We start from the raw sequence: 24,216 nt of genomic DNA on the forward strand, positions 1-24,216 counted from the left end.
TCGAATGGCCGCGCGACGGGAGACGCCGTTGCGCTTCGCGGTAATCGGCTGCGGGTCCATCGGGCAACGGCACGTGCGCAACCTCGTCGCCCTGGATGCGGGCGAGGTCGTCGCGTTCGACGTTCGGGAGGACCGGCGTCGTGACGTGGCGTCGCGGTTCGGGATCGAGGTTCCGGACCGCCTGGACGAGGTGTGGCGGCGCGGGCCGGACGCCGTGGTGGTCGCGGTCCCCCCTCACGCCCACGTGCCGCTCGCGCTTCAGGCCGCCGCGCGCGGGTGTCACCTGTTCATCGAGAAGCCCTTGTCGGACCGTTGGGACGGCACCGAGGAGTTGCTGGACGCGGTGCGCGCGCGGGGCCTGGTGACGCTCGTCGGGTGCAACATGCGGTTCCACCCCGGGCTCGTGACGGTCAAGAAGCTGCTGGAAGACGGCGCGATCGGCCGCGTGGTAGCGGGGCGGGCGGAGGTTGGGCAGTACCTTCCGGACTGGCGCCCCGCGGAAGACTACCGGCAGGCGTACAGCGCCAGGCGGGACCAGGGGGGTGGGGTGATTCTCGATGCCATCCACGAGCTCGACTACCTCCGGTGGATGCTCGGCGACGTCGGCGAGATCGCCTGCTTTTCCGGCAGGCTCGGCCGCCTCGAGATCGACACCGAGGACACCGCCGCGATGCTGCTGCGCTTCACGAGCGGGGCAATCGGCGAGGTCCACCTCGACTATCTCCAGCGGGCGTACAGCCGAACGTGCCATCTCATCGGGGAAGAGGGCACGATTCGATGGGACTATTCCGCCGGCGAGGTGCGGTGCTACACGGCCTCGGAGCGACGGTGGCGGAGCTGGGCGAACCCGGCCGGGTGGGAGCCGAATCACATGTACATCGACGAGATCCGCCACTTCGTCGAGTGTCTGACCCGCGACGCGCACCCGGCGGCGGACGTCTTCGAGGCGGCGCAGGTGCTCAAGATCGCGCTCGCGGCGAAAACGTCCGCCCGCTCCGGCGGCGTCGTTCGCCTCGAGGGGAGCCAAGGGTGACACCGCCTCCCCGGGTCATCGCCATCGTGCAGGCCCGCTTGGGCGCGACGCGGCTCCCCGGGAAGGTGTTGGCGGAGATCGCGGGTCGGCCGATGCTCTGGCACGTGGTCGGCCGCGTGCGCATGGCACCGTCGATTCACGAGGTGATCGTGGCCACCTCGACGTCGCCCGCGGACGATGCGATCGCGGAGTATTGCCGGCGCAACGGCATCCCGTGCGAGCGCGGAAGCGAAGAGGACGTCCTGGACCGGTTCTACCAGGTCGCGCGGCGTCACGCCGCCGCCGCCGTGGTTCGCGTGACCGCGGATTGCCCGCTCATCGATCCGGGCGTGATCGAGCGGGTCGTCCAAACCTACCTACGCGGCGGGTACGACTATGTCACCAACACGTTGCGATACACCTACCCCGACGGCCAGGACACCGAGGTGTTTTCCGCTGCGGCGCTCGAAGCGGCGTGGCGGGAGGCGTCCTCGCCGGCAGACCGTGAGCACGTGACCGCGTATCTCCGGACGTCGGGCGGGTTTCGACTGAAGAACGTCGAACACGACGTGGATTTGTCGGACCGCAACGTCCGTCTCACGGTCGATGAGCCGGCCGACCTTGAGTTTGTGCGCGCCGTGTACGCGCGGCTCAGCTCGGCGCCCGCTCCGATCACGCTGGCGGACGTCCTGGCGTTGCTCGAAAGGGAGGCTTCACTGATGGAGCTGAACCAGAGGATCGTGCGCAACGAGGGTTACTATCGGTCGCTCGCGGGCGAACCGGCGGTGCCGCCGCGCGTGCGATCGCTCGACCGCTCCCGCGAACTGAAGGCCAGGGCGGAGCGCGTCGTTCCGTCCTGCACGCAGACGTTCAGCAAGGGGCCGACGCAGTTCATCCAGGGGGTGGCGCCGGCGTTTCTGGCGCGGGGCCGGGGCAGCCACGTGTGGGACGTGGACGGCAATGAGTACATCGACTACCCGATGGCGCTCGGCCCGATCATCCTGGGTCACAATTACCCGGCCGTCACGGACGCCGTGACGCGTCAAATGGGCGACGGTCTCACATTCTCGCTGCCTCACCCGCTCGAGGTCGAAGTCGCCGAAATGCTGACGGAGATCATCCCCTGCGCCGACATGGTGCGGTTCGGCAAGAACGGATCGGATGCGACGTCCGGCGCGGTGCGGGCGGCCCGGGCGTACACGGGACGGGAGATCATCGCATGTTGCGGGTATCACGGGTGGCAGGACTGGTACATCGGCACGACGACCCGCAACAAGGGGGTGCCGAAAGCGGTCCGCGAGCTGACCGTCCCCTTCGAATTCAACAATGTCGACAGCCTCCGCCGCGTGTTCACCGAGCACCCCGGCCAAGTCGCGGGGGTGATCATGGAACCGGTCGGCGTGATCGAGCCGCGCCCCGGCTTCCTGCAGCAGGTTCGTGACTTGACCGGCCGCGAGGGCGCCCTGCTCATCTTCGACGAAATCGTCACGGGCTGCCGCTTGGCACTCGGGGGCGCGCAGGAGTACTTCGGCGTCACGCCGGACCTGGCGTGTTTCGGGAAGGGCATGGCCAACGGCTATCCGATTGCCGCGGTCGTGGGCCGCCGGGACATCATGGAGCTCTTCGACGAGATTTTCTTTTCGTTCACCTTCGGCGGTGAGGCGCTGTCGCTCGCCGCCACAGCCGCGACGATCGGGGAGTTGCGGTCGAAGAGCGTCATCCCGTATCTGTGGGCCCAAGGCAGGAAGCTGCAGGACGGGTATCACGTGCTGGCGAGGCAGTGCCGCCTTGAGCGGCACACGGAGTGCATCGGCCTGCCACCCCGTACGGTGATCACGTTCAGGGACGAGGCCGGAGCGGAATCGCTGCTGCTCAAGAGCCTGTTCCAGCAAGAGTGCCTCAAGCGCGGGGTGCTGTTCTCGGGGGGGCAGAACGTGTCCTTTAGTCACAGCGACGCCGACATCGACTACACCCTCCGGGTGTACGGCACGGCCATGGGGATCCTCGCGGACGCGATCGAGGCGGGGGACGCCGAACGGCGGCTCGAAGGAGCGCCGGTCGAACCCGTCTTCCGCCGTGCGTAGCCGGGCCTAAGGCGGGCCATGGTTCGGGGGATTCGGATTGGCGGCCGGCGGGTCGGGGACGGCGAACTCTGCTTTGTAGTGGCGGAGGCGGGGAGCAATCACAACGGCCTGTGGGAGCAGGCCGTGCGCCTCGTCGATGTGGCCGCGTCCGCGGGGGTGGATGGGGTCAAGTTCCAGGTGTTTCGAGCCGACCGGCTGTACCCGAAACACGCCGGCACCAGCGACTACCTGAACATTTCCCGATCGATTTACGATATCATCGCCGAGAGCGAGATGCCGTACGACTGGCTTCCGGACCTCGCGGCGCACTGCCATGCGCGGGACGTACTCTTCCTCGCGTCCGCGTTCGACGAAGAATCGGCCGATCGCCTGGTTCCGTATGTGGACGCCTTCAAGATCGCGTCGTATGAGTTGACGCACATCCCCCTCATCCGGCATGTCGCGCGGTCCGGAAAGCCCGTGATTGTGTCCACGGGCGGCGCGACCCTGGACGAGGTGGCGGAGAGCGTCGACGCCGTTCGAGAGACGGGGAACGAGGGGCTCATTCTGACGCAGTGCACCGCGGCGTATCCGGCTCCCTTCGAGTCCCTGAACATCCGTGTCATACCCGCGATGAAGGCGGCGTTCGGCGTACCCGTCGGGCTGTCCGATCACTCGCGGGATCCACTGGTGGGGCCGCTGGCCGCGGTGGCGGTCGGCGCGAATCTTCTCGAGAAGCACTTCACGTTGAGCAACGAGCTGCCCGGAGTGGACCATCGGTTCGCCGTGGAGCCGGGCGAACTTCGCACGATGGTGCAGAAGCTCCGGGAGACGGAGCACGCGCTGGGCGGCGCGGACAAGGCCGTGCACCCGGTCGAGGAGGAATTGCGGGCGTTTGCGCGCCGCAGCGTGTTCGCGGTGCGCGACATCAAGACGGGAGAACTGCTGACGCGCGAGAACGTCGCGGTACTGCGCTGCGGCAAGCTGCCCGCGGGGTTGCCGCCGAGAGAATTTGACGGGGTGCTCGGAAAGCGCGCGCGGCGAGACATTCCGGCCGAGCGGGGGATCGTGCGCGACGACTATGCTTGAGACGCCCGACGTGACACGGCGCCGCGTGAGCGTCCGCGCGGCCGCGATGGAGGATTGCCGCCGGGTCTGGGAGTGGAGGAACGCGCGCGGGAGCCGGGCCGCCTCCTTCACGACACGAGAGATTCCCTACGCGGAGCACCAGGAGTGGTTTGCCCGGGCGGTCGTCGATCCCGGCGTGCGATTTTTCATCGTCCTCTGTGACGGGCGCGCGGTCGGGTACGTCCGGTTTGTCATCAGCGGGGAAGACGCCGAGATCAGCGTCGGCATCGATCACGAGGAACAGGGCAAGGGCTATGGGACCGCCGCGATCGCCATTGCATCACAGGTGGTGCTGGCCGGGCAGGTGCTGCGAATCATCGCTCACGTGAAGACGAGCAATCCGGCATCCCGAACGGCGTTCGAGCGCGCCGGGTTTTTCTTGGGCGGCACCACGCGGATCGCGGGTGTTGAAGCGTGGGAGCTCGTCTCTCACAGGAAGACGGATTCTGCCGACGGCCGCCGGCCGGCGCCGGGCTGACCGCCGATGACGTGCGACGCGGCACGGCCGCGCGCGGTTCTATTCCGCGTGGACGCGACGCCCGAGAGCGGCCTCGGGCATCTGCAGCGGTGCCTGTCCCTTGCGCTCGCTCTGCGCCGCGCGGGCGCCGTCTCGAGCTTCCTCAGCGACGGACCGGTCGAGGCAAGAGGCCGGATCACGGAGTGTGGCTTCGAGGCACTGGACTTGGGCCGCGCCGCGCCGTGGAGCCCCCAGGACCTGACGCACACCGTTGCCGCGGCCGCACGCCTCGGGGTGACGCATATGGTCGTAGACTCCTACTATATGACCGGGGACTACCTCGCACGCCTGCGGGATGCCGGGTGCTTCGTGGCCGGGATCGACGATCTGGCCGCATATCCGTTTCCATGTCAATTGGTGGTCAACGGCGGCGCCCACGCCTGCCAGCTGGCGTATCGGTCATCGGGAGACACCCGGTTCTTGCTGGGTCCACGCTACGTCCTGCTGCGCCCCGAGTTTTGGAGCGTGCCCCCTCGCGCGCCGCGCTCGAGCCTCCGGCACGTGCTGATCATGGTTGGCGGAGCGGACCGGCAGAATCTCATGCCGGGGCTGCTCGATCTGGTGGATGCGTGCCCCGGAGAGTTCTCTATGACGGCGATCATCGGTCCGTTTTTCGGGCATCGCGGCGACCTGGAGGCGGCCGTCACGCGGTGCCGGCGGCCGGTCAGACTTGTGCACTGCCCCGACTCAGTCCGCGACCTGATGCTGGACGCGGACCTGGCCGTGTCCGCCGGAGGGCAGACCCTGTACGAGCTCGCCGCGACCGGGACTCCGGCCGTGGCGATCGTTATTGCCGAGAACCAGACCGCCAGTGTGCGGGCGTTGGCCGCGGCCGGCGTCGTGCGCGCGGTCTACGGCGTCGATCAGGCAGACTTTCGCGAACGTGCCCGGGACGCGATTGCCGCGCTGCTTCAGCGACCGGACGATCGGACGGCGATGGCCGCGGCCGGCCGTGAGTTGGTTGACGGCCGCGGGGCCCAACGCGTGTCGGATGCGCTGCTGGCCTAATGGCGCATTCCGCTGGTTCTCCGGGCAGACTGCTTCTCTTCGAGGAATGCCCCGCCGGCCTGGACCACGGGCCCCACGATCTGCTGGTGGCGCTGACACCGCTTGCCTGCTATCAGCTGACCCGCCTGCGGAAACCCCATGCCGTTCCGTCCGACTTCGCGAGCGAGTCCGTCCTCGCCGGACTGGAGGATCGGTATTGGGAGGAGCAACTTGAGTGGCTGGATCATCTCGACCAACTGCTCTGGCGGGAAATCCCGGCGCTGGCGCAGCGCGGCATCCGTGCCGCGAGCCTCTACGGGTACTTTCTGAAGATCAGCCTGGATATTCTGTTCATTCGAGGCTTTGAGTTAGCGGCGCTCTTGGACCAAGGCTACCGCCAGGTGATCCTGTGGCACCGCGAGGTCGTTGAGCCCCCCCTCGACTCTACGCTCCTCTTTCGCGGCCCGAGTGTGTACTCGCGCCTCCTGCCGCAGTTCTGCCGGGCGCGGGGCATCGAGTATCAGGCACGCGCGGTCCCGGGGCCGTCCGCCGTTCTCGCCGTGCGACGCCCCGCCACGATGTTCGGCGTCCCCGTGCGGCACCGCGCCAGACGGCTGCTGCACGATATCGCGCAGTTCCGCGAGGCCGCGATACGGACGGTCGGTCTCTCGCGGCGGCCGGACCCGGGGCCGCGGCTGACCCTCTTGTTTCGCACCACCGGATACGATCTCGGCCCTTTGCTGCGTGCCGCGCGGGGCAGCGGGCATCGCTGCCTGCTCATGGACGGCGACCGGGTGGTCGACGTGACCGGGCTCGTGCGGAGGACGGTCACCGCCGGCGGCGCGCCGGATCCTAGGTCCGCCGCGTCGGATCGATCGGGCGACGCGTCCGAGTGGACCGATGCCGCGCATCGTACCACCGCGTCGGAGAGTACGATCTGGCGTTGGCCCAACGCGTGGTACGATCTGCCGCTGTCCGAGATCCTGGCGCCGCGTGTCGCGTACTGGATGACGAGCGTGGTACCGCGTCTGGCCGCGCTGACGGACCGATTTGTCCGGCTCCTCAGGGATGAGCAGATCGACTTTGTCGTCGCCCCGCATATCGCGGACCTGTCCACGTGTGCGGCGATTGCGGCCGCGCGGACCCTGCCGCGCAGCCGCAGCGTGCACATCGAGCACGGCGACAGTCTGTTGGCGCTGAAAGTGTGGGATTTGCTGAACCTCTTCCACTTCGACGACTATTTTGTTCCCCACGCCGAGGTCGCCGCATACTTTCGGTCGCGGCGCGAGTGCTATGCGCGTCCCACGGCGCAGGTGCACGTCGGCTCGTACCGCTGGCAAAGCCACGGGCGGCGGGTGCGTGCTCCGCAGATGGCGGTCGAGCGTTCGAGTCACGGCGCGGCGAGCGGGGATCCGGGCCGGCGGCGCGGGTCGCCGCCGCCGCGACCGATCGTCGTCTACTTGTTGACCGGAACCGGCGGTGACGCCCGGTACCTCAACAGCGCGTGGTACCCTGATCCCTGGTACTATGAGCTCCAGACACGCATCGTCGACGTCTTCGCCGGTCGTGACGACTATACGTTTGTCGTCAAGCTCTTCCCATCCGACGGCCACATACTCAATCCCATCGCCGAGTACGTTCGCGATCTGGGCCGGAAGCACATCCGCGTGTCGCGGGCGCCGTTCACCCGATGGTTGCCGCGGGCCGACCGCGTCATCATTGATTTCCCGTCAACGGGCCTGTACGAGACGGCCGTGGCCGGCGTCCCGTTTCACCTGTTGTTGCACGCGAAGTTTCGGTTCCGGCCCGCCGCCCTCGAGCCGCTGCGACCGTGGACGACGATCTTTACGCAGACCCAGGAGGCGGTGCAGGCCGTCGAGCAGTTCCTCCGCGGCGACGTCACGCGGGGGCAGGTGCTGCATCCCGAGGGCGTGGACATCCTGCGCACACTGGAGGGCCTCGCCGGCCGGACCGGGGAAGCGGCGTCGGGGGGCCCGGTCGTTCATGACTGAAACAGGCGGTCCGGCGATCACACCGCTGTCGGTCCTCCGGAACTCCGCGAAGCTCTCGGGGGCTAATCTGGCCTCCGCGCTTGCCGGCTTTCTCGCCTACATGTATGTTGCCCGCGTCCTGGGGCCGGAGATGCTCGGTGTCTCCGGATTTCTCATGCTGTGGCTCTTCTACGCCAACCTGCTCCGTCCGGGCCTCTTCAGCGCCGCGATGCGGGAGATGCCCCACCTGCTGGGACAAGGGAAAGCCGAGGAGGCGCGCCGGATTCAAAACGTCGCGCTCACGGTCGAGGTGCCGTACGTGCTCCTCCCCGTGACCGTGATGCTGTTCGCGAGCCTGTCCTATTCGGTGCCGGTCATTCGTCACGGTCTCCCGCTGATTGCGCTGGCCTATCTGCTGATGTCGGTTCGCGATTTCGTCGGCGGAATCCACGGCATTCACCGGCGGTTTGGCCTCCAGGCCCGCGTGGTACTCGTTTCCAATCTCGTCGCCCAGGTGTTTGTCGTGGCGTCGGTCCGCTGGCTCGGCATCTACAGCGTTCTGCTCGATCGCGCGGTCGCGGCGACCGTGGCTCTGACCGTGTACCGGCTGATCGCACCGCCGCTCAGATACGCGGTCGTCTGGGGCGGGCCCGAGGCCCGGCGGCTCTTGCACATCGGCCTTCCGATGACCCTGCTCGGCGTCTTCTACTGGGGGTTCCGGACGGTCGATCAGACGCTCATTGCCGTCTGGCTGCCGTTCGCGGCCCTGGGCTATTTCACGTTTGCGCTGAACTTTGCCAACCTCGCGAGGCTGCTGGTCTCCGACTTCGGAAATGTCTTGGCGCCGGTGCTGTTCGGAGAGTTGGGCAGGCGGGGCGGCGCGGAGGCGCTCGGCGCGGAGGCCGCGCGCATCGTCGTTTTCCTTGTCGCCGCCACATCTTTCGGCGTCAACGCCGGACAGGCGGCCTTGGGGCCACTCGTCCTGCATTACCTGCCGCGATTTGCACCCGCGGTTCCGGTGGTGGAGGGGCTGATTTTCGTCGTGCCTCTTGCGGCCGCCGCGCTTGTCCCGAGCATCCTGCTGAACTCCGTCTCGTTGAACCGACAACGCCTTCACGCCGTGGTGTGGGGCGCCGGGCTGGCGCTCAACGCGCTGCTCGGCACCGTGGCCCTGCGATACCTTCATTGGGGACCGAGCGGGGTGGCCTGGGCCACAGTAACCTCCCAGATGGCGATCACGGCGGGGCTCTTTGCAGCGACGCACCGGTACCTGGCCGGCCGGAGAAGAGATCGAGGAGCGTTGTACGGTGGGATGCTCGGCCTGCTCGCCGTCGCGGCTCTCGTGTTCATCGTCCTGCACGTCCGCGCGCTGGCGGCGCACGGCGCCTGGCTGTCGAGCCTCGCGTTCCGGCTCGCCTGCGTGGCGGCGGCGTGGGCCGGCGCGGCCGCCGTGGCCTACGGTTGGTGGCGGTGGTTCCTGGGAAGCTCCGGCCATCCGGAGCAGTTGGATGCGGTCTGAATCACACCGCCGGCCTCAGGCATGCTGCCGCGGCGGGGCGAGAGAGGGGGACCGAAGCGCCAAAAAGAATCTACGGGACGCTTCAGTTCGCGGCGTTCGCCCGGCGCGCTGCGTAACGGAGGGACGGTGTCGCGTCTCGCGCAGGACTCCAAAGTGGCGCTCGTGACCGGTGCCTCACGCGGCATCGGTCGTGCGTGCGCCTTGCGGCTGGCACAGGCCGGCTACGACGTGGTTGTGAATTATCGGTCGCATGCCGACGGGGCCGCCGAGGTGGCGCGGGAGATCGCCGCGCTTGGCCGGGACGCGGTGATCGTTCAGGCGGACGTTTCACGCGCGGACGCCGTCGAGGCGATGATGCACGAGACCCTGGCGCGGTGGGGCCGCATCGACGCGCTGGTCAACAACGCGGGGAGCGCGGCGATCCGCGCGTTTGACGATCTCAGCGTCGATGAGTGGGACCGGTTGATGGACGTCAACCTCAAGAGCGCGTTCCTGTGCTGCCAGCGCGTCATCCCCATCATGAAGGAGCAACGGGCGGGCCGCATTATCATGCTGGCGTCGCAGGCCGGTCAGACCGGAGGATACTTCATCGGCGCGCATTATTCCGTCTCCAAGTCCGGCGTCATCTGCCTGACGAAGTACCTGGCGAAGCAGCTGGCTCCGTGGGGAATCCTGGTGAATTGCGTCGCGCCGGGGATCATCGACACGGAGATGTCGGCGGCGTACCCTCCCGAACTGGTCACCCGGTTGGTGGGGGACGTGCCGCTCCGCCGCGTCGGGACGCCGGACGACGTCGCCCATGCGGTCGTGTTCCTCGCCGGGGCCGGGAGCGCCTATATTACCGGCGCGACCCTGAACGTCAACGGCGGATTGTACATGGCCTAGCGCCCGGGGCCCAGGCGGAGCGAGGCGGATTCGGCGTGAGCTCGAGAAAAGTCGTGGTGGTGACCGGAAGCGGCGGAAGCATCGGCTCCGCTGTGGCACTGCGTTTATGCGGCCCCGACGCCGTGGTGGCGGCGGCCGATCGCGACGAGGGTGCGGCAGAACGGACGGCGCGCGCGATCGCAGACCGCGGCCATGCGGCGCTGGCCGTGCCGGTGGACGTGGTCGCCGCGGGCAGCGTGGCCGAGATGACCAGGCGGATCGTGGAAGAATACGGCGGGATCGATGTCCTCGTCAACTGCGCGGGCCTGTCCATTCGGGGCAGGTCGGAGGATTACGCGGAGCGTGACTGGGACACGGTGACGGCGACGAACCTGAAGGGCACGTTCCTGTGCTGCCAGGCCGCCGGAAGAGAGATGATTCGGCGCAGCGGCGGGACGATCGTGAACATCGGTTCTACGGCCGCGGCCGCCGGTTTTCCCATGCGGGCCGCCTACTGCGCGAGCAAAGCGGGGGTGGTGGCTCTCACGCAGGCGCTGGCGGCGGAGTGGGCGGCCCACGGGATTCGTGTCAACTGCGTGAGTCCGGCCCACACGCGAACCCCGATGGTGGAAGAGACGATTGCCAAAGGCTTCGCCAGCCTGGCCGAGTTGCAGCGGCGGATTCCGCTCGGACGGCTGGCGGAGCCGCAGGACATCGCCGACGCGATCGCATTCCTCGTGAGCGACCAGGCGCGTTTCGTCACCGGAGTCAACCTCTACGTCGACGGCGGGTGGACCGCGCTGGGGCTCTTCTAGCGCGGCACGAGGAGCGGCGATGCGTACGATCGGCATAATCCCCGCTCGGATGGGATCCTCCCGGTTTCCGGGCAAACCGCTGGTCTCGATCCTCGGCGCCCCGATGGTGGTGCACGTCTATTTCCGCGCGCGCATGTGCACATCGCTCGACGCGGTGTACGTGGCAACGCCGGACCAGGAGATACGGGCGTCCGCGGAGCGCTACGGGGTGCCGGTAATCATGACCTCTCCCCACCACGAGCGGGCGACCGACCGGGTGGCGGAGGCGGTCGAGCGGACCGAGGATCGGAGCGAGATCGTGGTCAACATCCAGGGCGATGAGCCGATGCTCTATCCCGAAATGGTGGACGCGCCGGTTCGCGCGCTCGCGGAGGATCCGACGTTGGTCTGCACGAACCCGGTCGCGCGCATTCGCGACCGCGAAACCTTCGAGAACCGTAACGTGATCAAGGTCGTGACCGACCGCGGCGGCCTGGTGCTGTACATGTCGCGAGAGCCGATTCCGACGACGGTCCGTCTGGGGGACGCGGTTCCGATGTACCAGCAACTGGTCGTGCTGCCGTTTCGTCGAGACTTTCTCAAGACCTTTACCAGACTCCCGCAAACGCCGCTGGAGCAGGCAGAGTCCGTCGACATGCTTCGCGTGCTCGAGTACGGCTACAAGATCAAGGCCGTCGAGGTCCCGCGCGTCACCATCAGCGTGGACGTGCCGTCCGATGTGGCCCGTATCGAAGCGGCGCTGAGGCACGATCCTCTCGTGGACGGCTACCTCCCCAGGCTGCGCCTCCAGGGCTCCGAATAGTGCCGGTCGGTCTTGTGCGTCCGCCGCGGTGTTGCCGGTGGTGAGTTCCCTGCACACCTCGGTGGTGATCCGGGCCTACAACGAGGAGCGGCACCTCGAGGGTCTGCTGCGGCGGCTTCGTGAACAAGAGTATGGTCAGGGCATCGAGATCATCGTCGTCGACTCGGGATCGATCGACCGGACGCGGGAGATTGCGCGCCGGCATGCGGACCAGGTTGTGCGGATCGAGAGTGCCGACTTTACGTTCGGCTACTCGCTCAACGCGGGTGTGCAACACAGCACCGGACGGTACGTGGCGATCATTTCCGCCCATGCCCTTCCGATCGACAGCGCCTGGCTCACGCATCTGACCGCGCCGCTTGGGCAGACGCGCACCGCCATGGTGTGCGGACGTCAACTCGGCGTGGCCGGCTCGAAGTTCTCAGAGGCGATGGACCTTGCCCGAACCTTCGGACTCGAGCCCGTCGCGCTCACGCCGCCGAACTTCTTTGCCAATAACGCCAACTCCGCCCTCCGGCGGGAGTTATGGGAAGCGCACCCGTTTGATGAGTCGCTGCCGGGGTTGGAGGACGTGGAGTGGATCAAGCACTGGATGCAGCAGGGGTACCGGGGAGCCTACGAGCCGCGGGCGGCGGTGTACCACATCCACGAAGAGACATGGCGGCAAGTTCGCCGTCGGTACTACCGCGAAGCCGTAGCCAGGCGGATCATCGGGGTTCCCGCGGCCTGGGGCATGGCCGGCGAGCTGGCGGGCGACGGCGCCCGTCTGATCGCGGATCTTGTCGCGGCCGGGCGCCGGGGCGTGCTCGTGACCAAGACGCCCGAGATCCTGCGCTTCCGCTGGGAAAAGGCCTGGGGGACCGCCGTCGGGTTGGCCCACGGGGCCCGGTACGCGCGAAGCCCGCAGCAGAAGCGGGACATGTTCTTCGACGCACGGTACGGCGCCGTGGTGATTCGCGGCCCCGGCCGGGCGTCGTTCGAGGAGATCGCGATGCCGGTCATCAAGCCGGGCGAGGTGCTCATCAAGGTGGCGTACGAAGGGGTGTCCGGTGCGGATCTCGAGATTTTCGACGGATCCCTGGGTTGCTACCAAACGGGCGAGGCGACGTATCCGATCGTGCCCGGACACGAGTTTTCGGGGCGGATCGTCAAGACCGGGGTGAACGTCAACGGGTGCGCCGAGGGGGATCGCGTCGTCGTCGAGCACATCCAGAGCTGCGGCGTGTGCCAGTACTGCCTGAGCGGCGATGGGATTCGCTGCGCGGATCGTCAGGAGGTCGGGGTGATCGGCCGGAACGGCGGCTACGCCGAATACGTGGTCGCCCCGGCGCGCTTCGTGCACACGCTCCCCGCCTCCATGGATCTCAAAGCCGCGGCACTGTGCGAACCGGCGGCCGTGGTCCTGAAGGGACTGAGGCGGCTCGAACGTCTGCGGCGGCCGGGCGAGGCGGCCGGCTCCTGCGGGATCGTCGGCGCCGGGCCGATCGGACACCTGGCCGCGCGCATTTTGCAAACGCGGGGCTATCGCGTCGCCGTCTACGATCAGAATCCGGACCGCCGGGCGCAATTGACCGGCACGGGGATCCAGACCTTCGATTCGCTGAGCGATCTCATGCGGTTTGAGATTATCGTTGAGGCCACCGGCGACCCCGGGGTGTGGCAGACCATCCTTCTGGAGAGCCGGCCGGGGGCCGTGTTGCTGCTGATCGGATTGCCCTACGTTCGACGGGAGTTCGCGATGCATTCGATCGTGGCGTACGACAAGATCGTGATCGGTTCGGTCGGCGGCTCGGGCGCGGATTTCGACGAAGCGATCCAGGTCCTGCGCACTCTGGATCTCGGTCCGTTCGTGCACACGGTGATCCCCCTCCGGGACTTTGCGACGGCCTGGCAACTGTTCCGGACGCGCAGGCACCTGAAGGTGCTCCTCTGCGCGGATCCGGACGTGGATGGCGCGTGACGTGGACCATCGGAGCGCGGCATACTACGAAGACAAGCTGGCGGTGTTGCGGGATCTCTGGGGCACGCCGGCCGTCTCGTTGGAGCGGGGCTGTCTTGTGGTCCGCGGGCGGCGCTACCCGATTGTTGATGATGTCATCGTGCTCCTCGAGCCGTCGCAGTACCCCCCGCGACTTGCCCAACGGCTTCAGGACTCCGAGGGTCCCCGGGCGGCTCCCGACGCCGGGTTTGCCCCGGACATCCAATACACGTTTGGGGAAGAGTGGAGCGCCTTCCCGGACATCCTGCCCGAGCATGAACGGGAGTTCCAGCTCTATTTCGACCTGATCGACCTTGGGGCACTCCGGGCGTGGCGGGTGTGCGATCTTGGCTGCGGGATCGGGCGGTGGAGCCTCTTCTTGAGCCGGCTGTGCAGGGAGATCGTGCTGGTGGATTTTTCCGACGCCATCTTCGTCGCCCGGCGGAACCTGGCGGCGGCGTCGAACGCGCTGTTCTTCATGGGAGATTTGACCAAATTGGAATTTCGTTACGGGTTCGCGGATCTGGTGGTGTGTCTCGGCGTCCTGCACCACCTCCCGACTCCGGCGCTCACCGAAGTCCGGTCGCTGCGCCGGTGGTCGCGCCGTCTCCTCGTCTACCTGTATTATGCGCTGGACAACCGTCCGGTCTACTTTCGATGGCTGCTCGGTCTCGTCGGAGGCATGCGCGCGGTCTTGAGCCGTCTCGTGCGCAATCCCGGTACGCGCGGCGCGCTCACCTGGCTGCTGGCGGGAGGTCTGTATCTCCCCCTCATCGGCCTGGGAGGGCTCCTCCGGCCGGTGGGATGGAGCCGGCACGTCCCCCTGTACGAGACGTACGCGGGAAAGGGGCTCGTGCGGATCCGCCAGGACGTCTACGATCGATTTTTCACGCGCATCGAGCAGCGGTACGCCAAGCGGGATATCCTGACGTTGGCCGACGCGTTTTCGACGCTGATCGTATCGGAGCACAGCCCATACTGGCATTTCTATTGCGAACAGTAGACCGTGCGAACTCCGGCCGGTCCACCTCCGCAACGGAAGTGACGCGGCAGGGCGTGGTCATCGCGCATGCCGGCCGGCGCCCGGAGCGAGTTGCCCGGATGGTCGTCGACGCGACGGGTCCCGGCACGGACGCGCCCATTCCCTGGCTGTTCCTGGGGCAAGACTATCCGGCGGCCCGGCGCTGGGAGCGTGAGCTGGGCGCGGGGTTTGAACGCGCGGAGATTGGGCATGCGCTAGCCTCGGCGGCCGACGCGCTGCGCGGCCCCTTTGTGGAGTGGGTCGACGCGCTGAGCCGTCTCTACGAGAACGACCCCGACTGGTGGTTCACGAACGTGTCCGAGCGGAATACCCTGGTCAGCCCGTTGTTTCTGCACGCGTGCTATCTGGAGGTCGCGCGGCGCGCTCTCTCCGGCGATCGAGGTCCGCGCCTGCTGGTGGCCGAGAGCCGGGGGCTCGTCGACGCGCTTCGCCGTCTGTCGGCGGCGTGTGGCGTATCCGCGGTTTCCCAGGGACCCCGGTGGAAGTGGATCGAGCGACTCACGTGGGCTGTCCGGTTGGTGTTGGTGTGGGGATTTTTTCTCGTCAGCGGCTTCCGGCGCCGCCGGGCGGCGCGAGCCACGCGTCGGGGAGCGCGGCGGCGGCCGCCCTTCCTCGCGCACCACCCGGCGGTCTTGATCGATACATTCCTCCACGAATCGAACCTGGCTCCGGACGGGATCTTTCGCGACCGGTATTTCCCATATCTCCACGAGTGGCTCGGTGCGCGTGGATTCCATACATACGTGTTGGCGACCCCCGCCGGCATCCGAACGCCGATCGCCGAGGTCTACGCCTGGATGCGCAGCAGCGCGACGGAGTTCTTGATCCCCGAAGACTGGCTGACGCTCGGCGATTACGCCGCGGCGATGCGCTGCGCGCTGAAGGGTCTGCGTTACCCCCGCACCGCGGCCCCCCTTGCCGGCATGGATATCCGGCCGCTCGTCGAGGAGGAGCGGTGGCTACAAGCCGTATCGCGGCGGCCGCTTGAGGCGTGCCTGATGCGGCGCCTTCCGGTGCGGCTCAAGGCGGCGGGCCTGGCCCCCGATCTGATCCTCAACTGGTTCGAGAATCAAATGCTCGACAAGGCACTGGTGCTCGGATGTACCGAGGCCTTTCCCGGAGTCCGCCACCACGGCATTCAGAACACGCCGTTGTTTCCCAATCTGCTGAACATGTTCCCGACGGCCGTGGAATGCCACGCGGGGGTCGTCCCGGACAAGATCGTCTGCAGCGGGCCGCTGCACCAACAAATTCTGACCATCCAGAGCCGATCTCAGGTGCCTGTCGTCGTGGGGTGCGGTCTACGATACGGCTATCTGTGGAATCAAAGCACAAGGGCGGATCACCGGATTCATGCGGATCGGGCCGGCGTGCTGGTCACCCTCCCAAACCCGCTGGCGCAGGGGCTGGCGTTGCTCGACCTGGTGCTGCCGGTGTCCCTGGAGCGGCCGGATATGACATGGTATGTCAAGCCCCATCCAGATTACTCGATCGAGGCTCTGCGCCGGGCGGCGGGACCGCGGAGGCTGGATCATGTGGTGCTGATCGAGGGCGCGCTCAGTGAGTGGCTCGAGGAGGCGGATCTCGTCGTGAGCGCCTGCACCGGGGCGGCCCTGGAGGCGGTCGCGGCGGGAATGCCCGTCGTGCTTGTCGGGAGCCCGACGGCGCTGGACTTTAACCCGTTGGCATGGTTCGATGACGTCGTGGACACGCCGTGCTTCACCCACGACGAGATCATCCGGCGTATCGATGAGCTGATCCACATCGACGATGCCGCCCGTTCTCGACTCCGCGAACGGGGAGTGAGGGTGTTGCATGCGTGCTTCTCTCCGGTTACCGACGAGCATCTCCGGCGGTTTATCGAGTAGGCTCGGGGGGCGGGACCCGATGATTCGCTACACGATCTACTCGGGCACCAATACGTGGCAGGAGTGCGAGTTGGCCCTGCGGCTGCTGTGGCACGGGCGGGAGTTGGATGCCGGGCCCCACATCCAGGCATACGAACGGCGATTTGCGGAGGCGGCCGGCACCGAGTTCGCGTTCAGCTTCGCGTCGGGACGGATGGGGCTGTATGCCATGCTGGAGGCCCTGAAGATCGGTCCCGGCGACGAGGTCATCGTTCCCGCCTTCACCTGCGTGGTCGTTCCGAACGCGATCCTGTACCGAGGCGCCCGCCCCGTCTACGTGGACATCGGGCCCCGGACTTTCAATATCGACGTGCAGAAGATTGAGGAGAAGATCACTCACAAGACCAAGGCCATCCTCGCGCAGCACACGTTTGGGCTGGTCTGCGACATTGACGCGATCGCGGAGATCGCGGAGCGGTACGGCATCACCGTCATCGAGGACGGGGCGCACGCGCTTGGGGCGGCCCACGGCGGCCGGGCGGTCGGCAGCCTGACGCGGGTGGCGTTCTTTTCCACGGATCATTCCAAGGTCATCTCCACGTCCACCGGCGGCATGGTCACGACCAGCGATCCCGATCTTGCCCGGACGCTCGCAGCAATGCAGGCGGGAACGCCATTCTTGAGCCGCCGCCGAATCCGAGCGATCCTGGCGACGTTCGTGGCGGAGTACCTGCTGTTTCACCCCGGGCTGTACCCGGTCGGAAAGTACGCGCACGGGGTGTTGAGCAAGCTCAGGCTCTGGCCGTACTTCTATGACGAACTTTCCCTCACGAAGCCGGCGCGCTACCCGTATCCGGCCCGGCTCTCCAATGCGCAGGCCCAGATCGGTCTCAGCCAGTTGGCCCTGCTCGATGCCAACCTGACCTGGCGGCGGCGGCTGGCGAAGCACTATGAAGCGTGGATCGGCGCCTATCAGGGGCTGCTCAACTCCGACGGCTCGAATCACGCCTTCTTGCGCTATACGTTTCTCGTCGATCATCGCGACGCGTGGGAGAAGCACTTCTCGCCGGTCCTCGACATGGGAGTGTGGTTCCGCACGATCGCCGGCGGGCGGGACCACAACCTCGACGAGATCGGGTATGCGCCGGGAAGCTGCCCGGTGGCCGAGGAGGTCGCCCGGCATTGCGTCAACCTGCCGACGCACCAGAGGATCAGACGCCCCGATCTGCTGGTGGAGCGGCTGCGGCGGGCGCGTGAACGGCCGGATCCGAGGCTGGAGCTGCATTTTTCTCCGGCGTCCGGGGCGGGCCGGCCCACGTAATGAGCAGCGACGGCCGGTTGGAGCCGCGCGAGTACTGGAACGACGAAGCGATAGAGCGCACCAAGGCGTGGTGGCTCGAGGACGTCAAAGATCCGCGTGTCCTCAAATATCTGCGGGACGAGACGAACCTGGAGCGATGCTTTCGTGACGGCCTGGCATACCTCGAGCACGGGCTCGGCGGCGTCCGGGGAACCGTCCTGGATCTGGGTGCGGGGGTGTGTTGGACGTCCGCCATCGTCTCCACGCACGCCCGTGTAGAGCGCATCGTTGCGGCCGACTACTCCGCACACCGGCTGTTCAAGGTGGCCCCCCTCGTCCTGGCTCAGTATCACGCCGTCGATGCCAAAATCGAGCGCCGGCTCGGCGAGATGTCGGAAGTCGTCGGCCGGTTTCCCGACGCGGCGGTCGACGTCGTCGTCTTCTGCCAAGCTCTGTACATGCACGACGCCCCCCGCACGCTGCTCCGCGACGTCCACCGGATCTTGAGACCGGGTGGGGTCGTCATCGTCAGCTGCGAGCTGATCGCGGCGGCTCCCGCCTGGATGCGGGCGCTTCGGGGCTGGTACCGCTCGGCGGTGGCGGGGCGTTCGAACGGGACGGCCGGCGATCGGACGGCGCTGCGGCGGGACGCGTCGGGACGGTACAGTTATCGCGACGACGACTACCAAGAATTCCTCGGGGACGCCGGATTCGTGCTCCACGTCCAGCGGCTGAACTATCGCGTGTTTCAAGGGGCGCGAGTGCGTGCAGCGAATTACTTCGGCGTCAAACAGGGGGCGTAATCCGATGGAGGTCGTCATCCTCTGCGGGGGGCAAGGCACACGGCTGCGGGAAGAGACGGAATACCGGCCCAAGCCGATGGTGGACGTCGGCGGGCGCCCGATTCTCTGGCACATCATGAAGACGTACAGCCACTTCGGCTACCGGGATTTCATTTTGTGTCTCGGCTACAAACAGGAGCTGATCCGCGAGTACTTCATGAACTATCGTTGGATGAACAGCGACGTCACCGTCGACCTGGCCTCGCAGGAGATGACCGTTCGGCACCGCACCCATGCCGAAGACTGGCGCGTGACGCTCGTCGATACCGGGAAGGACACCAAGAAGGGGGGGCGCCTCAAGAAGATCCAGCCCTACATCTCCGGAGGTCTGTTCATGATGACGTACGGAGATGGGGTGGCCGACATCGACATCCATCGTTTGACCGAACACCATCGTCGCGCCGAAGCGCTGGTGACCTTTACGGGCGTGCATCCGATCTCCCGGTTTGCAACCGTCGAGACGGACAGGAACGGCGCGATCGTCGACTGGGAAGAGAAGAAAGTCTTGGAAGGGTACATCAACGGCGGGTTCTTCACGCTGGACAAGCGCGTCTTCGATTACATCGCGGGTGATTGCGAGTTTGAGGAAGAGCCGATGAGGCGGCTGGCGCAGGAACGCCGCGTGACCATGTTCCGACACGAGGGCTTCTGGCATTGTATGGACACCTACCGAGACTATCTCCTCTTGAACGAGATGTGGGCCAACGGGAGGGCTCCGTGGAAACGCTGGGACGACGACTAGACGGCAGGTCGGTCGTCGACGAGGACCTGGACGCCATCGTGGCGGCGTCGCGGAGCGAGCTTGACGCGCTGTCGGATTCGACACTCCTGGTGACCGGCGGGGGCGGGTTTCTTGGATATTACTTGATCCAGTGCGTGCTGCGGTACAATGCCGGCGCGCCGGCGCCGATCCGCCTCACGGTGATAGACAACTTCATGCGCGGCACCCCCGCGTGGCTCGCCGACCTGGCCCGACGCGCGCCGGCGGCATTCGAGCTGGTGGCGCACGATGTGACGCGCGCGCTCGATGCTTCGCACGCCCCCTACGATTACATCATGCACGCGGCATCCATCGCATCGCCGGTGGTGTACCGCAAACATCCCATTGAGACGATTGACGCGAACGTGTGGGGTCTTCGCGCGTTGCTCGAGCATTACCGGCGAACCTACTCCCGCGAACGGCCGGGCTGCCTCCTCTTCTTCTCGTCGAGCGAGATCTACGGGGATCCGGATCCGGCGCACATCCCCACGCGCGAAACCTACCATGGCAACGTGTCCTGTACGGGCCCGCGGGCCTGCTATGACGAGAGCAAGCGATTCGGCGAGACGCTCTGCGTCAATTTTGCGGCGTCGTACGGATTACCGATTGTCAGCGTGCGGCCGTTCAACAACTTCGGACCGGGACTGAACCTCGACGATCGCCGCGTCGTGCCGGACTTTGCCGCCGGCATTCTCGCCGGCCGGGACATCGAAGTGTTCTCCGATGGTTCGCCGACTCGAACCTTCTGCTATGTGACCGACGCCATCTCCGGGTACCTCAAGGCACTGGTGCGCGGGAGGCCCGGAGAGGCGTACAACATCGGCGTCGAGCAGCCGGAGATCTCGGTCGCCCAGCTGGCGGAGCTGATGCGCGCGCTTGCGCACGAACACTTCGGCTACAGGGGCCGCGTCGTCTTCGGGAATCCGCGCGACGGGCAGTACCTGACGGACAATCCCGGCCGTCGCTGTCCCTGCATCGACAAGGCCCGGGACGAGTTGGGATATCGTCCGACCGTGCCGCTCGCGGAGGGGCTTCGGCGCACCCTGACGTGGTATTCGGCGTCCGGCAACTGACCCCGATGGAACGCGTCTCGGTGGTCGGTGCAGGCTACGTCGGACTTGTGAGCGGGGTGTGCCTGTCCCATCTGGGGCACAACGTTACGTGTGTTGATATCGACGCATCACGGGTCGAGCGCATCAACCGGGGACAGTGCCCGGTGCAGGAGCCGGGACTCACGGAAATGCTGCACCGAGTGCTCGAGCACGGACGGTTTGCCGCCACCGAGGACCTGCGTGCCGCCGTCCGCGGCTCCGCCATCACGCTACTCGCGGTCGGGACTCCCGCGGGCGAGACTGGGATTGACCTTGCCTATGTGCGCGAGGCGGCCGCGCAGATTGGTCGGGCGCTCCGAGACAAAGCCGGGTATCACACCGTCGCCGTGAAGAGCACGGTCGTCCCCGGCACCACCGACGGCGTCGTCCTCCCTCTGCTCCGGCAGCATTCGGGCAAGATGCCTGGGGAGGACTTCGGCGCAGGCGTCAACCCCGAGTTTCTGCGGGAAGGGCGTGCGGTCGCGGATTTCATGAATCCGGACCGCATCGTAGTTGCCGGCAGTGACGCCCGGGCGCGTCAGAAGGTCGAGGACCTGTACGCGGTCTTCCACGGCGTGGAGATCATTCGCACCAACAACCGAACCGCGGAGATGATCAAGTACGCGTCGAACGCGTTGCTCGCGACGCTCATCTCCTTTTCGAACGAGATCGCGAATCTCTGCGACCGCTACCCCGACCTGGACGCGATGGACGTGATGCACGGAGTGCATCTCGACCGGCGCCTCGCGGCCGTGTCGGAGGACGGCCGCCGGGTCCGTCCGGATATCCTCTCCTATCTGCTTCCCGGCTGCGGGTTCGGAGGAAGTTGTCTGCCGAAAGATCTCGAGGCCCTGGTGGCCGAAGCCCGCCGGCGCGGGTATGATCCCGCGCTGCTACAATCGGTCGCCGACGTCAACGCGGGTCAGCCCCAGAGACTTGTCGGTTTGCTGAAGAGACACTTCGATACGCTCGCCGGCCGGCGGGTCGGCGTGCTCGGCCTGGCCTTCAAGCCCGGAACGGACGACGTCCGCGATTCCCCCGCCCTTCGGGTCATCGAGTTGCTGCGGCGGGAATCGGCAACCGTCATTGTCTACGACCCCCTGGTCACGGCGGACGGCCGCGGCGTCCCGGCGGGGGTCACGGTGGCGGAGGACCTCGAGGGCCTGGCGCGGACCGCCGACGCTCTCGTGCTGGTGACGTCCTGGGCCCCGTTCAAGGCCCTGGAAGAGATTGTGCCCCAGCTCGCGCGGCAGCCCGTGATCGTCGATGGGCGGCGGTTCTTCGAGAAGGCCGCCTTCCGGCTCTACGAGGGCATCGGTCTCGGCTCGGCCTGTGCCTCCGGGGAAGGCGGCGGAGGGTGAGCGCCGTGCCCGCCGTCAGCGTGATCATGAACTGCTTCAACAGCGCGCGATACCTGAGGGACGCGATCGAGAGCGTCTACGCGCAGACGTTTTCCGACTGGGAGATCGTCTTCTGGGACAACGCGAGCACCGACGGCAGCGCGCGGATCGCCCGGGCATTTGACGGAAAAATCCGGTACTTCCGGGGCCAGGCGACGGTCCCCCTCGGCCAGGCGCGCAACATGGCCCTCGCGCAGGCGCGCGGCACGCTGATCGCGTTTCTGGACTGCGACGACGTGTGGCTTCCGACGAAGCTCGCCGCGCAGGCCCCGCTGTTCGATGCGGATCCGAGGGTCGGGTTGGTGTATTGTAACGCCGACTATATCGACGCCTTGGGGAGGAGCCGCAACGGCACGTTCTTTGACCGGTTTGCCCCGCGGGCCGGAGACGTCTTCTTCGACCTCCTGACGGGCCCCAACTTCATCCCCTGCGTGACGGCCGTCCTCCGGCGGGACGTGTGCATGCAGGCGGGCGGATTTCGCGCGGAGTTGACGAACGGCGAGGAGTACGAACTGTTCCTGCGGGTTGCCCGCGACTACGCCGTGCGTTATGTCGATGCGTCTCTCGCGAAGTACCGGCAGCATGCCGGAAACTTCATCAAGCGGAACTGGATCGCCGTCACCCTCGAGGAGATCGCGATCTTGGAATCCGCGACACGTGAATTGGACGGGCTGACGGACGCGCAGGCCGCGGCGGTGCGGAAGAAGCTCCGCGGCGTCTTTGCGAAATCGGTTCTCAAACACGTAGCTCGAGGCCGCGTGATCAGGGTGGTCCCGCACGCCCTCGACTTGACCAGGCGGTACCGCGGGCTGTCCGCGCACCTGCGAAGGTGCGTCAGAGTGGAACGCCCGGCGCCGCACCGCGGGTGATGTCGGCGGCATGATGTCCGCCGTGCCGGCACGCGATACCGCGCGGCCGCATCCCGCCGCGCGCGCGAGACCGATGCCACGGTTTCTCCTCTTCTGCATCTTCGCCATCCCGTTCGCGCCGCAGGGCGCGGGGTTCTATCTGGGGTCGGGTCTTCCCATCCTCGACGTGCCGCGGATGCTGGTGCTGATCCTGATCGCATGGTGGTTTCTCCGACGCGGGATCACGGGGCGAATCCGCTGGGCGTGGAACGGGGTCACGGTGTCCCTCGCCGTGCTGGTGGCGACGCAGTTCCTCTCAGCCGTCGCGACCGGCGAGGCGGGCGCGTTGATCACGTGGGTCGGCTACGTCGCCTACTATTACGCGATCTTTGTTGTGGTGTCGACGGAGTTGCGGTCGTACGATGACGGCCGAAGGGTCCTCGACGTGGTGGTCGTCCTGGCCGTGGCACTCGCCGCGCTGTCGTGTTACGAATTTCTCACTCAGACGGATGTCTACGCGAACGCCCGCACCGCGTGGGAGGCGGACCCAAACGCCACGCTCGGCCCGCAGTACCGGCACATCGGTCTGCTCGCCAGTTCGGGACCCTTTGCGGTCAACACCCTCCTTGGATATTTCTTCGCCGCGACGTTCTTCCTCGTCAGTTCCCGGCTTTTCTCCCCGGACGTGCGGATACCGAAGATCCTCGGCGCGGTCATCGTCGTCATGATGGTGCTGGGCCTGTTTGTTACGCAGGTTCGGGCCGCCATCGTCGCCGTGTTGGTGACCGCGATCGTGCCGGCCGTCATCATGCCGCGACAATTGGGCAAGTCCTTGCTTGTGGCGGCACTGCTCATTGTCACCATCCTGACGCTCGGAGTGACGCTCATCCCGCGGCGGTACGTGTACGCCGACTTTGTCACAAACTTCTATCAAAATCAGACCTACCGGCACAACGGCGTGGGCCCGCGCCTGGAGGCCATCACCGCCGCGCTGGAGGCGCTCATCCGGCGCCCGGCATTGGGATATGGGACCGGCTCCGTGACCCGATGGATGTTTGTCGGCTCCGGCTTCTCCCCGCTGAACGATCTGCCGGTCTACCTCGTGGTCGCCATGGAGAGCGGCGTGGCTGCCGGAGCGGCGTTTGTCCTCTTGGTGGGGCTCTCTCTGCGCGCGCTGTGGCGACGCTACCGCAGTGATCCAGATCCGCGGCGCCGGGCAACGGTTATGGGCTTGTTCCTGTCGATCCTGAGCTACGGCATCGCGATCCTGGGCGCGCCGCGGCTGGACTCCACCTTCATTTTCTTTGTGCTGCTGGCGGTGGCGAACTCCCTTCGCGCGCGGCCGGGGGAACGCGGCGCCGGAAGGACATTGGAGCCCAGCCCGCATGCGGCATGATCGGCGTGACGATG

The 24,216-nt window shown here is 66.8% G+C and carries 20 protein-coding genes; all 20 read left to right on the top strand.

Annotated elements, in window-relative coordinates:
* Positions 1–4 precede the first annotated feature (4 nt).
* The 20 genes from VGZ23_10450 (at position 5) to VGZ23_10545 (ending at position 24,202) form a co-directional block, all read left to right on the top strand.
* Positions 5–1,033 (top strand): Gfo/Idh/MocA family oxidoreductase, encoded by a 1,029-nt coding sequence (locus VGZ23_10450; GenBank protein ID HEV2358013.1) that lies wholly within the window; start codon positions 5–7, stop codon positions 1,031–1,033.
* Positions 1,030–3,096 carry an aminotransferase class III-fold pyridoxal phosphate-dependent enzyme gene (locus VGZ23_10455; GenBank protein ID HEV2358014.1) on the top strand — a complete coding sequence of 689 codons (2,067 nt, stop codon included), beginning with the start codon at positions 1,030–1,032 and terminating at the stop codon, positions 3,094–3,096. Before VGZ23_10450 ends, VGZ23_10455 begins: the two co-directional genes overlap by 4 nt.
* Before the next feature lie 18 nt (positions 3,097–3,114).
* On the top strand, positions 3,115–4,164 hold the full coding sequence (locus VGZ23_10460; GenBank protein HEV2358015.1) for an N-acetylneuraminate synthase family protein: 1,050 nt from the start codon (positions 3,115–3,117) through the stop codon (positions 4,162–4,164).
* A gap of 10 nt (positions 4,165–4,174) precedes the next feature.
* Positions 4,175–4,681, top strand: a complete 507-nt coding sequence (locus tag VGZ23_10465) for a GNAT family N-acetyltransferase (GenBank protein ID HEV2358016.1) — start codon at positions 4,175–4,177, stop codon at positions 4,679–4,681.
* A 6-nt stretch (positions 4,682–4,687) separates the two neighbouring features.
* Positions 4,688–5,728 carry a UDP-2,4-diacetamido-2,4,6-trideoxy-beta-L-altropyranose hydrolase gene (pseG, locus tag VGZ23_10470; GenBank protein ID HEV2358017.1) on the top strand — a complete coding sequence of 347 codons (1,041 nt, stop codon included), beginning with the start codon at positions 4,688–4,690 and terminating at the stop codon, positions 5,726–5,728.
* The gene (locus tag VGZ23_10475) at positions 5,728–7,719 is read left to right on the top strand and encodes a hypothetical protein (GenBank protein HEV2358018.1); all 1,992 of its coding nucleotides are present in this window, start codon (positions 5,728–5,730) and stop codon (positions 7,717–7,719) included. The genes pseG and VGZ23_10475 overlap by 1 nt, the downstream gene beginning before the upstream one ends.
* On the top strand, positions 7,712–9,217 hold the full coding sequence (locus VGZ23_10480; protein ID HEV2358019.1) for an oligosaccharide flippase family protein: 1,506 nt from the start codon (positions 7,712–7,714) through the stop codon (positions 9,215–9,217). The genes VGZ23_10475 and VGZ23_10480 overlap by 8 nt, the downstream gene beginning before the upstream one ends.
* Positions 9,218–9,343: 126 nt before the next feature.
* On the top strand, positions 9,344–10,102 hold the full coding sequence (locus VGZ23_10485) for a 3-oxoacyl-ACP reductase family protein (GenBank protein ID HEV2358020.1): 759 nt from the start codon (positions 9,344–9,346) through the stop codon (positions 10,100–10,102).
* A 35-nt stretch (positions 10,103–10,137) separates the two neighbouring features.
* Positions 10,138–10,896 (top strand): SDR family NAD(P)-dependent oxidoreductase, encoded by a 759-nt coding sequence (locus tag VGZ23_10490; GenBank protein HEV2358021.1) that lies wholly within the window; start codon positions 10,138–10,140, stop codon positions 10,894–10,896.
* Positions 10,897–10,915: 19 nt separating this feature from the next.
* The gene (gene kdsB, locus VGZ23_10495; GenBank protein HEV2358022.1) at positions 10,916–11,698 is read left to right on the top strand and encodes a 3-deoxy-manno-octulosonate cytidylyltransferase; all 783 of its coding nucleotides are present in this window, start codon (positions 10,916–10,918) and stop codon (positions 11,696–11,698) included.
* A 37-nt stretch (positions 11,699–11,735) separates the two neighbouring features.
* Positions 11,736–13,658 carry an alcohol dehydrogenase catalytic domain-containing protein gene (locus VGZ23_10500; GenBank protein ID HEV2358023.1) on the top strand — a complete coding sequence of 641 codons (1,923 nt, stop codon included), beginning with the start codon at positions 11,736–11,738 and terminating at the stop codon, positions 13,656–13,658.
* The gene (locus tag VGZ23_10505) at positions 13,648–14,679 is read left to right on the top strand and encodes a class I SAM-dependent methyltransferase (protein HEV2358024.1); all 1,032 of its coding nucleotides are present in this window, start codon (positions 13,648–13,650) and stop codon (positions 14,677–14,679) included. Before VGZ23_10500 ends, VGZ23_10505 begins: the two co-directional genes overlap by 11 nt.
* 53 nt (positions 14,680–14,732) lie before the next feature.
* Entirely contained in the window at positions 14,733–16,586 is a 1,854-nt protein-coding gene (locus tag VGZ23_10510) for a hypothetical protein (GenBank protein HEV2358025.1), read from the top strand.
* Between the two features lie 19 nt (positions 16,587–16,605).
* Complete coding sequence (locus tag VGZ23_10515) at positions 16,606–17,886, top strand: aminotransferase class I/II-fold pyridoxal phosphate-dependent enzyme (GenBank protein ID HEV2358026.1); 1,281 nt, start codon at positions 16,606–16,608, stop codon at positions 17,884–17,886.
* Complete coding sequence (locus VGZ23_10520; protein HEV2358027.1) at positions 17,886–18,668, top strand: methyltransferase domain-containing protein; 783 nt, start codon at positions 17,886–17,888, stop codon at positions 18,666–18,668. The genes VGZ23_10515 and VGZ23_10520 overlap by 1 nt, the downstream gene beginning before the upstream one ends.
* Before the next feature lie 4 nt (positions 18,669–18,672).
* Positions 18,673–19,449, top strand: coding sequence for a glucose-1-phosphate cytidylyltransferase (gene rfbF / locus VGZ23_10525; protein ID HEV2358028.1), 777 nt, complete (start codon positions 18,673–18,675; stop codon positions 19,447–19,449).
* Complete coding sequence (locus VGZ23_10530; GenBank protein ID HEV2358029.1) at positions 19,425–20,540, top strand: NAD-dependent epimerase/dehydratase family protein; 1,116 nt, start codon at positions 19,425–19,427, stop codon at positions 20,538–20,540. Before rfbF ends, VGZ23_10530 begins: the two co-directional genes overlap by 25 nt.
* Positions 20,516–21,919: a UDP-glucose/GDP-mannose dehydrogenase family protein gene (locus tag VGZ23_10535; GenBank protein HEV2358030.1), complete on the top strand. Its 1,404-nt coding sequence runs from the start codon at positions 20,516–20,518 to the stop codon at positions 21,917–21,919. The genes VGZ23_10530 and VGZ23_10535 overlap by 25 nt, the downstream gene beginning before the upstream one ends.
* Entirely contained in the window at positions 21,916–22,827 is a 912-nt protein-coding gene (locus tag VGZ23_10540; GenBank protein HEV2358031.1) for a glycosyltransferase, read from the top strand. The genes VGZ23_10535 and VGZ23_10540 overlap by 4 nt, the downstream gene beginning before the upstream one ends.
* 22 nt (positions 22,828–22,849) lie before the next feature.
* Entirely contained in the window at positions 22,850–24,202 is a 1,353-nt protein-coding gene (locus VGZ23_10545; GenBank protein ID HEV2358032.1) for an O-antigen ligase family protein, read from the top strand.
* Positions 24,203–24,216: the final 14 nt, after the last annotated feature.

It is taken from the genome of bacterium (genome assembly GCA_035945995.1).
GTDB lineage: Bacteria > Sysuimicrobiota > Sysuimicrobiia > Sysuimicrobiales > Segetimicrobiaceae > DASSJF01.

Excerpts from the sequence above, each read along its gene's own strand:
- VGZ23_10450 (HEV2358013.1), top strand. The coding sequence starts at position 5 with ATGGCCGCGCGACGGGAGACGCCGTTGCGCTTCGCGGTAATCGGCTGC.
- VGZ23_10460 (HEV2358015.1), top strand. The coding sequence starts at position 3,115 with ATGGTTCGGGGGATTCGGATTGGCGGCCGGCGGGTCGGGGACGGCGAA.
- pseG (HEV2358017.1), top strand. The coding sequence starts at position 4,688 with ATGACGTGCGACGCGGCACGGCCGCGCGCGGTTCTATTCCGCGTGGAC.
- VGZ23_10475 (HEV2358018.1), top strand. The coding sequence starts at position 5,728 with ATGGCGCATTCCGCTGGTTCTCCGGGCAGACTGCTTCTCTTCGAGGAA.
- VGZ23_10480 (HEV2358019.1), top strand. The coding sequence starts at position 7,712 with ATGACTGAAACAGGCGGTCCGGCGATCACACCGCTGTCGGTCCTCCGG.
- kdsB (HEV2358022.1), top strand. The coding sequence starts at position 10,916 with ATGCGTACGATCGGCATAATCCCCGCTCGGATGGGATCCTCCCGGTTT.
- VGZ23_10505 (HEV2358024.1), top strand. The coding sequence starts at position 13,648 with ATGGCGCGTGACGTGGACCATCGGAGCGCGGCATACTACGAAGACAAG.
- VGZ23_10515 (HEV2358026.1), top strand. The coding sequence starts at position 16,606 with ATGATTCGCTACACGATCTACTCGGGCACCAATACGTGGCAGGAGTGC.
- VGZ23_10520 (HEV2358027.1), top strand. The coding sequence starts at position 17,886 with ATGAGCAGCGACGGCCGGTTGGAGCCGCGCGAGTACTGGAACGACGAA.
- rfbF (HEV2358028.1), top strand. The coding sequence starts at position 18,673 with ATGGAGGTCGTCATCCTCTGCGGGGGGCAAGGCACACGGCTGCGGGAA.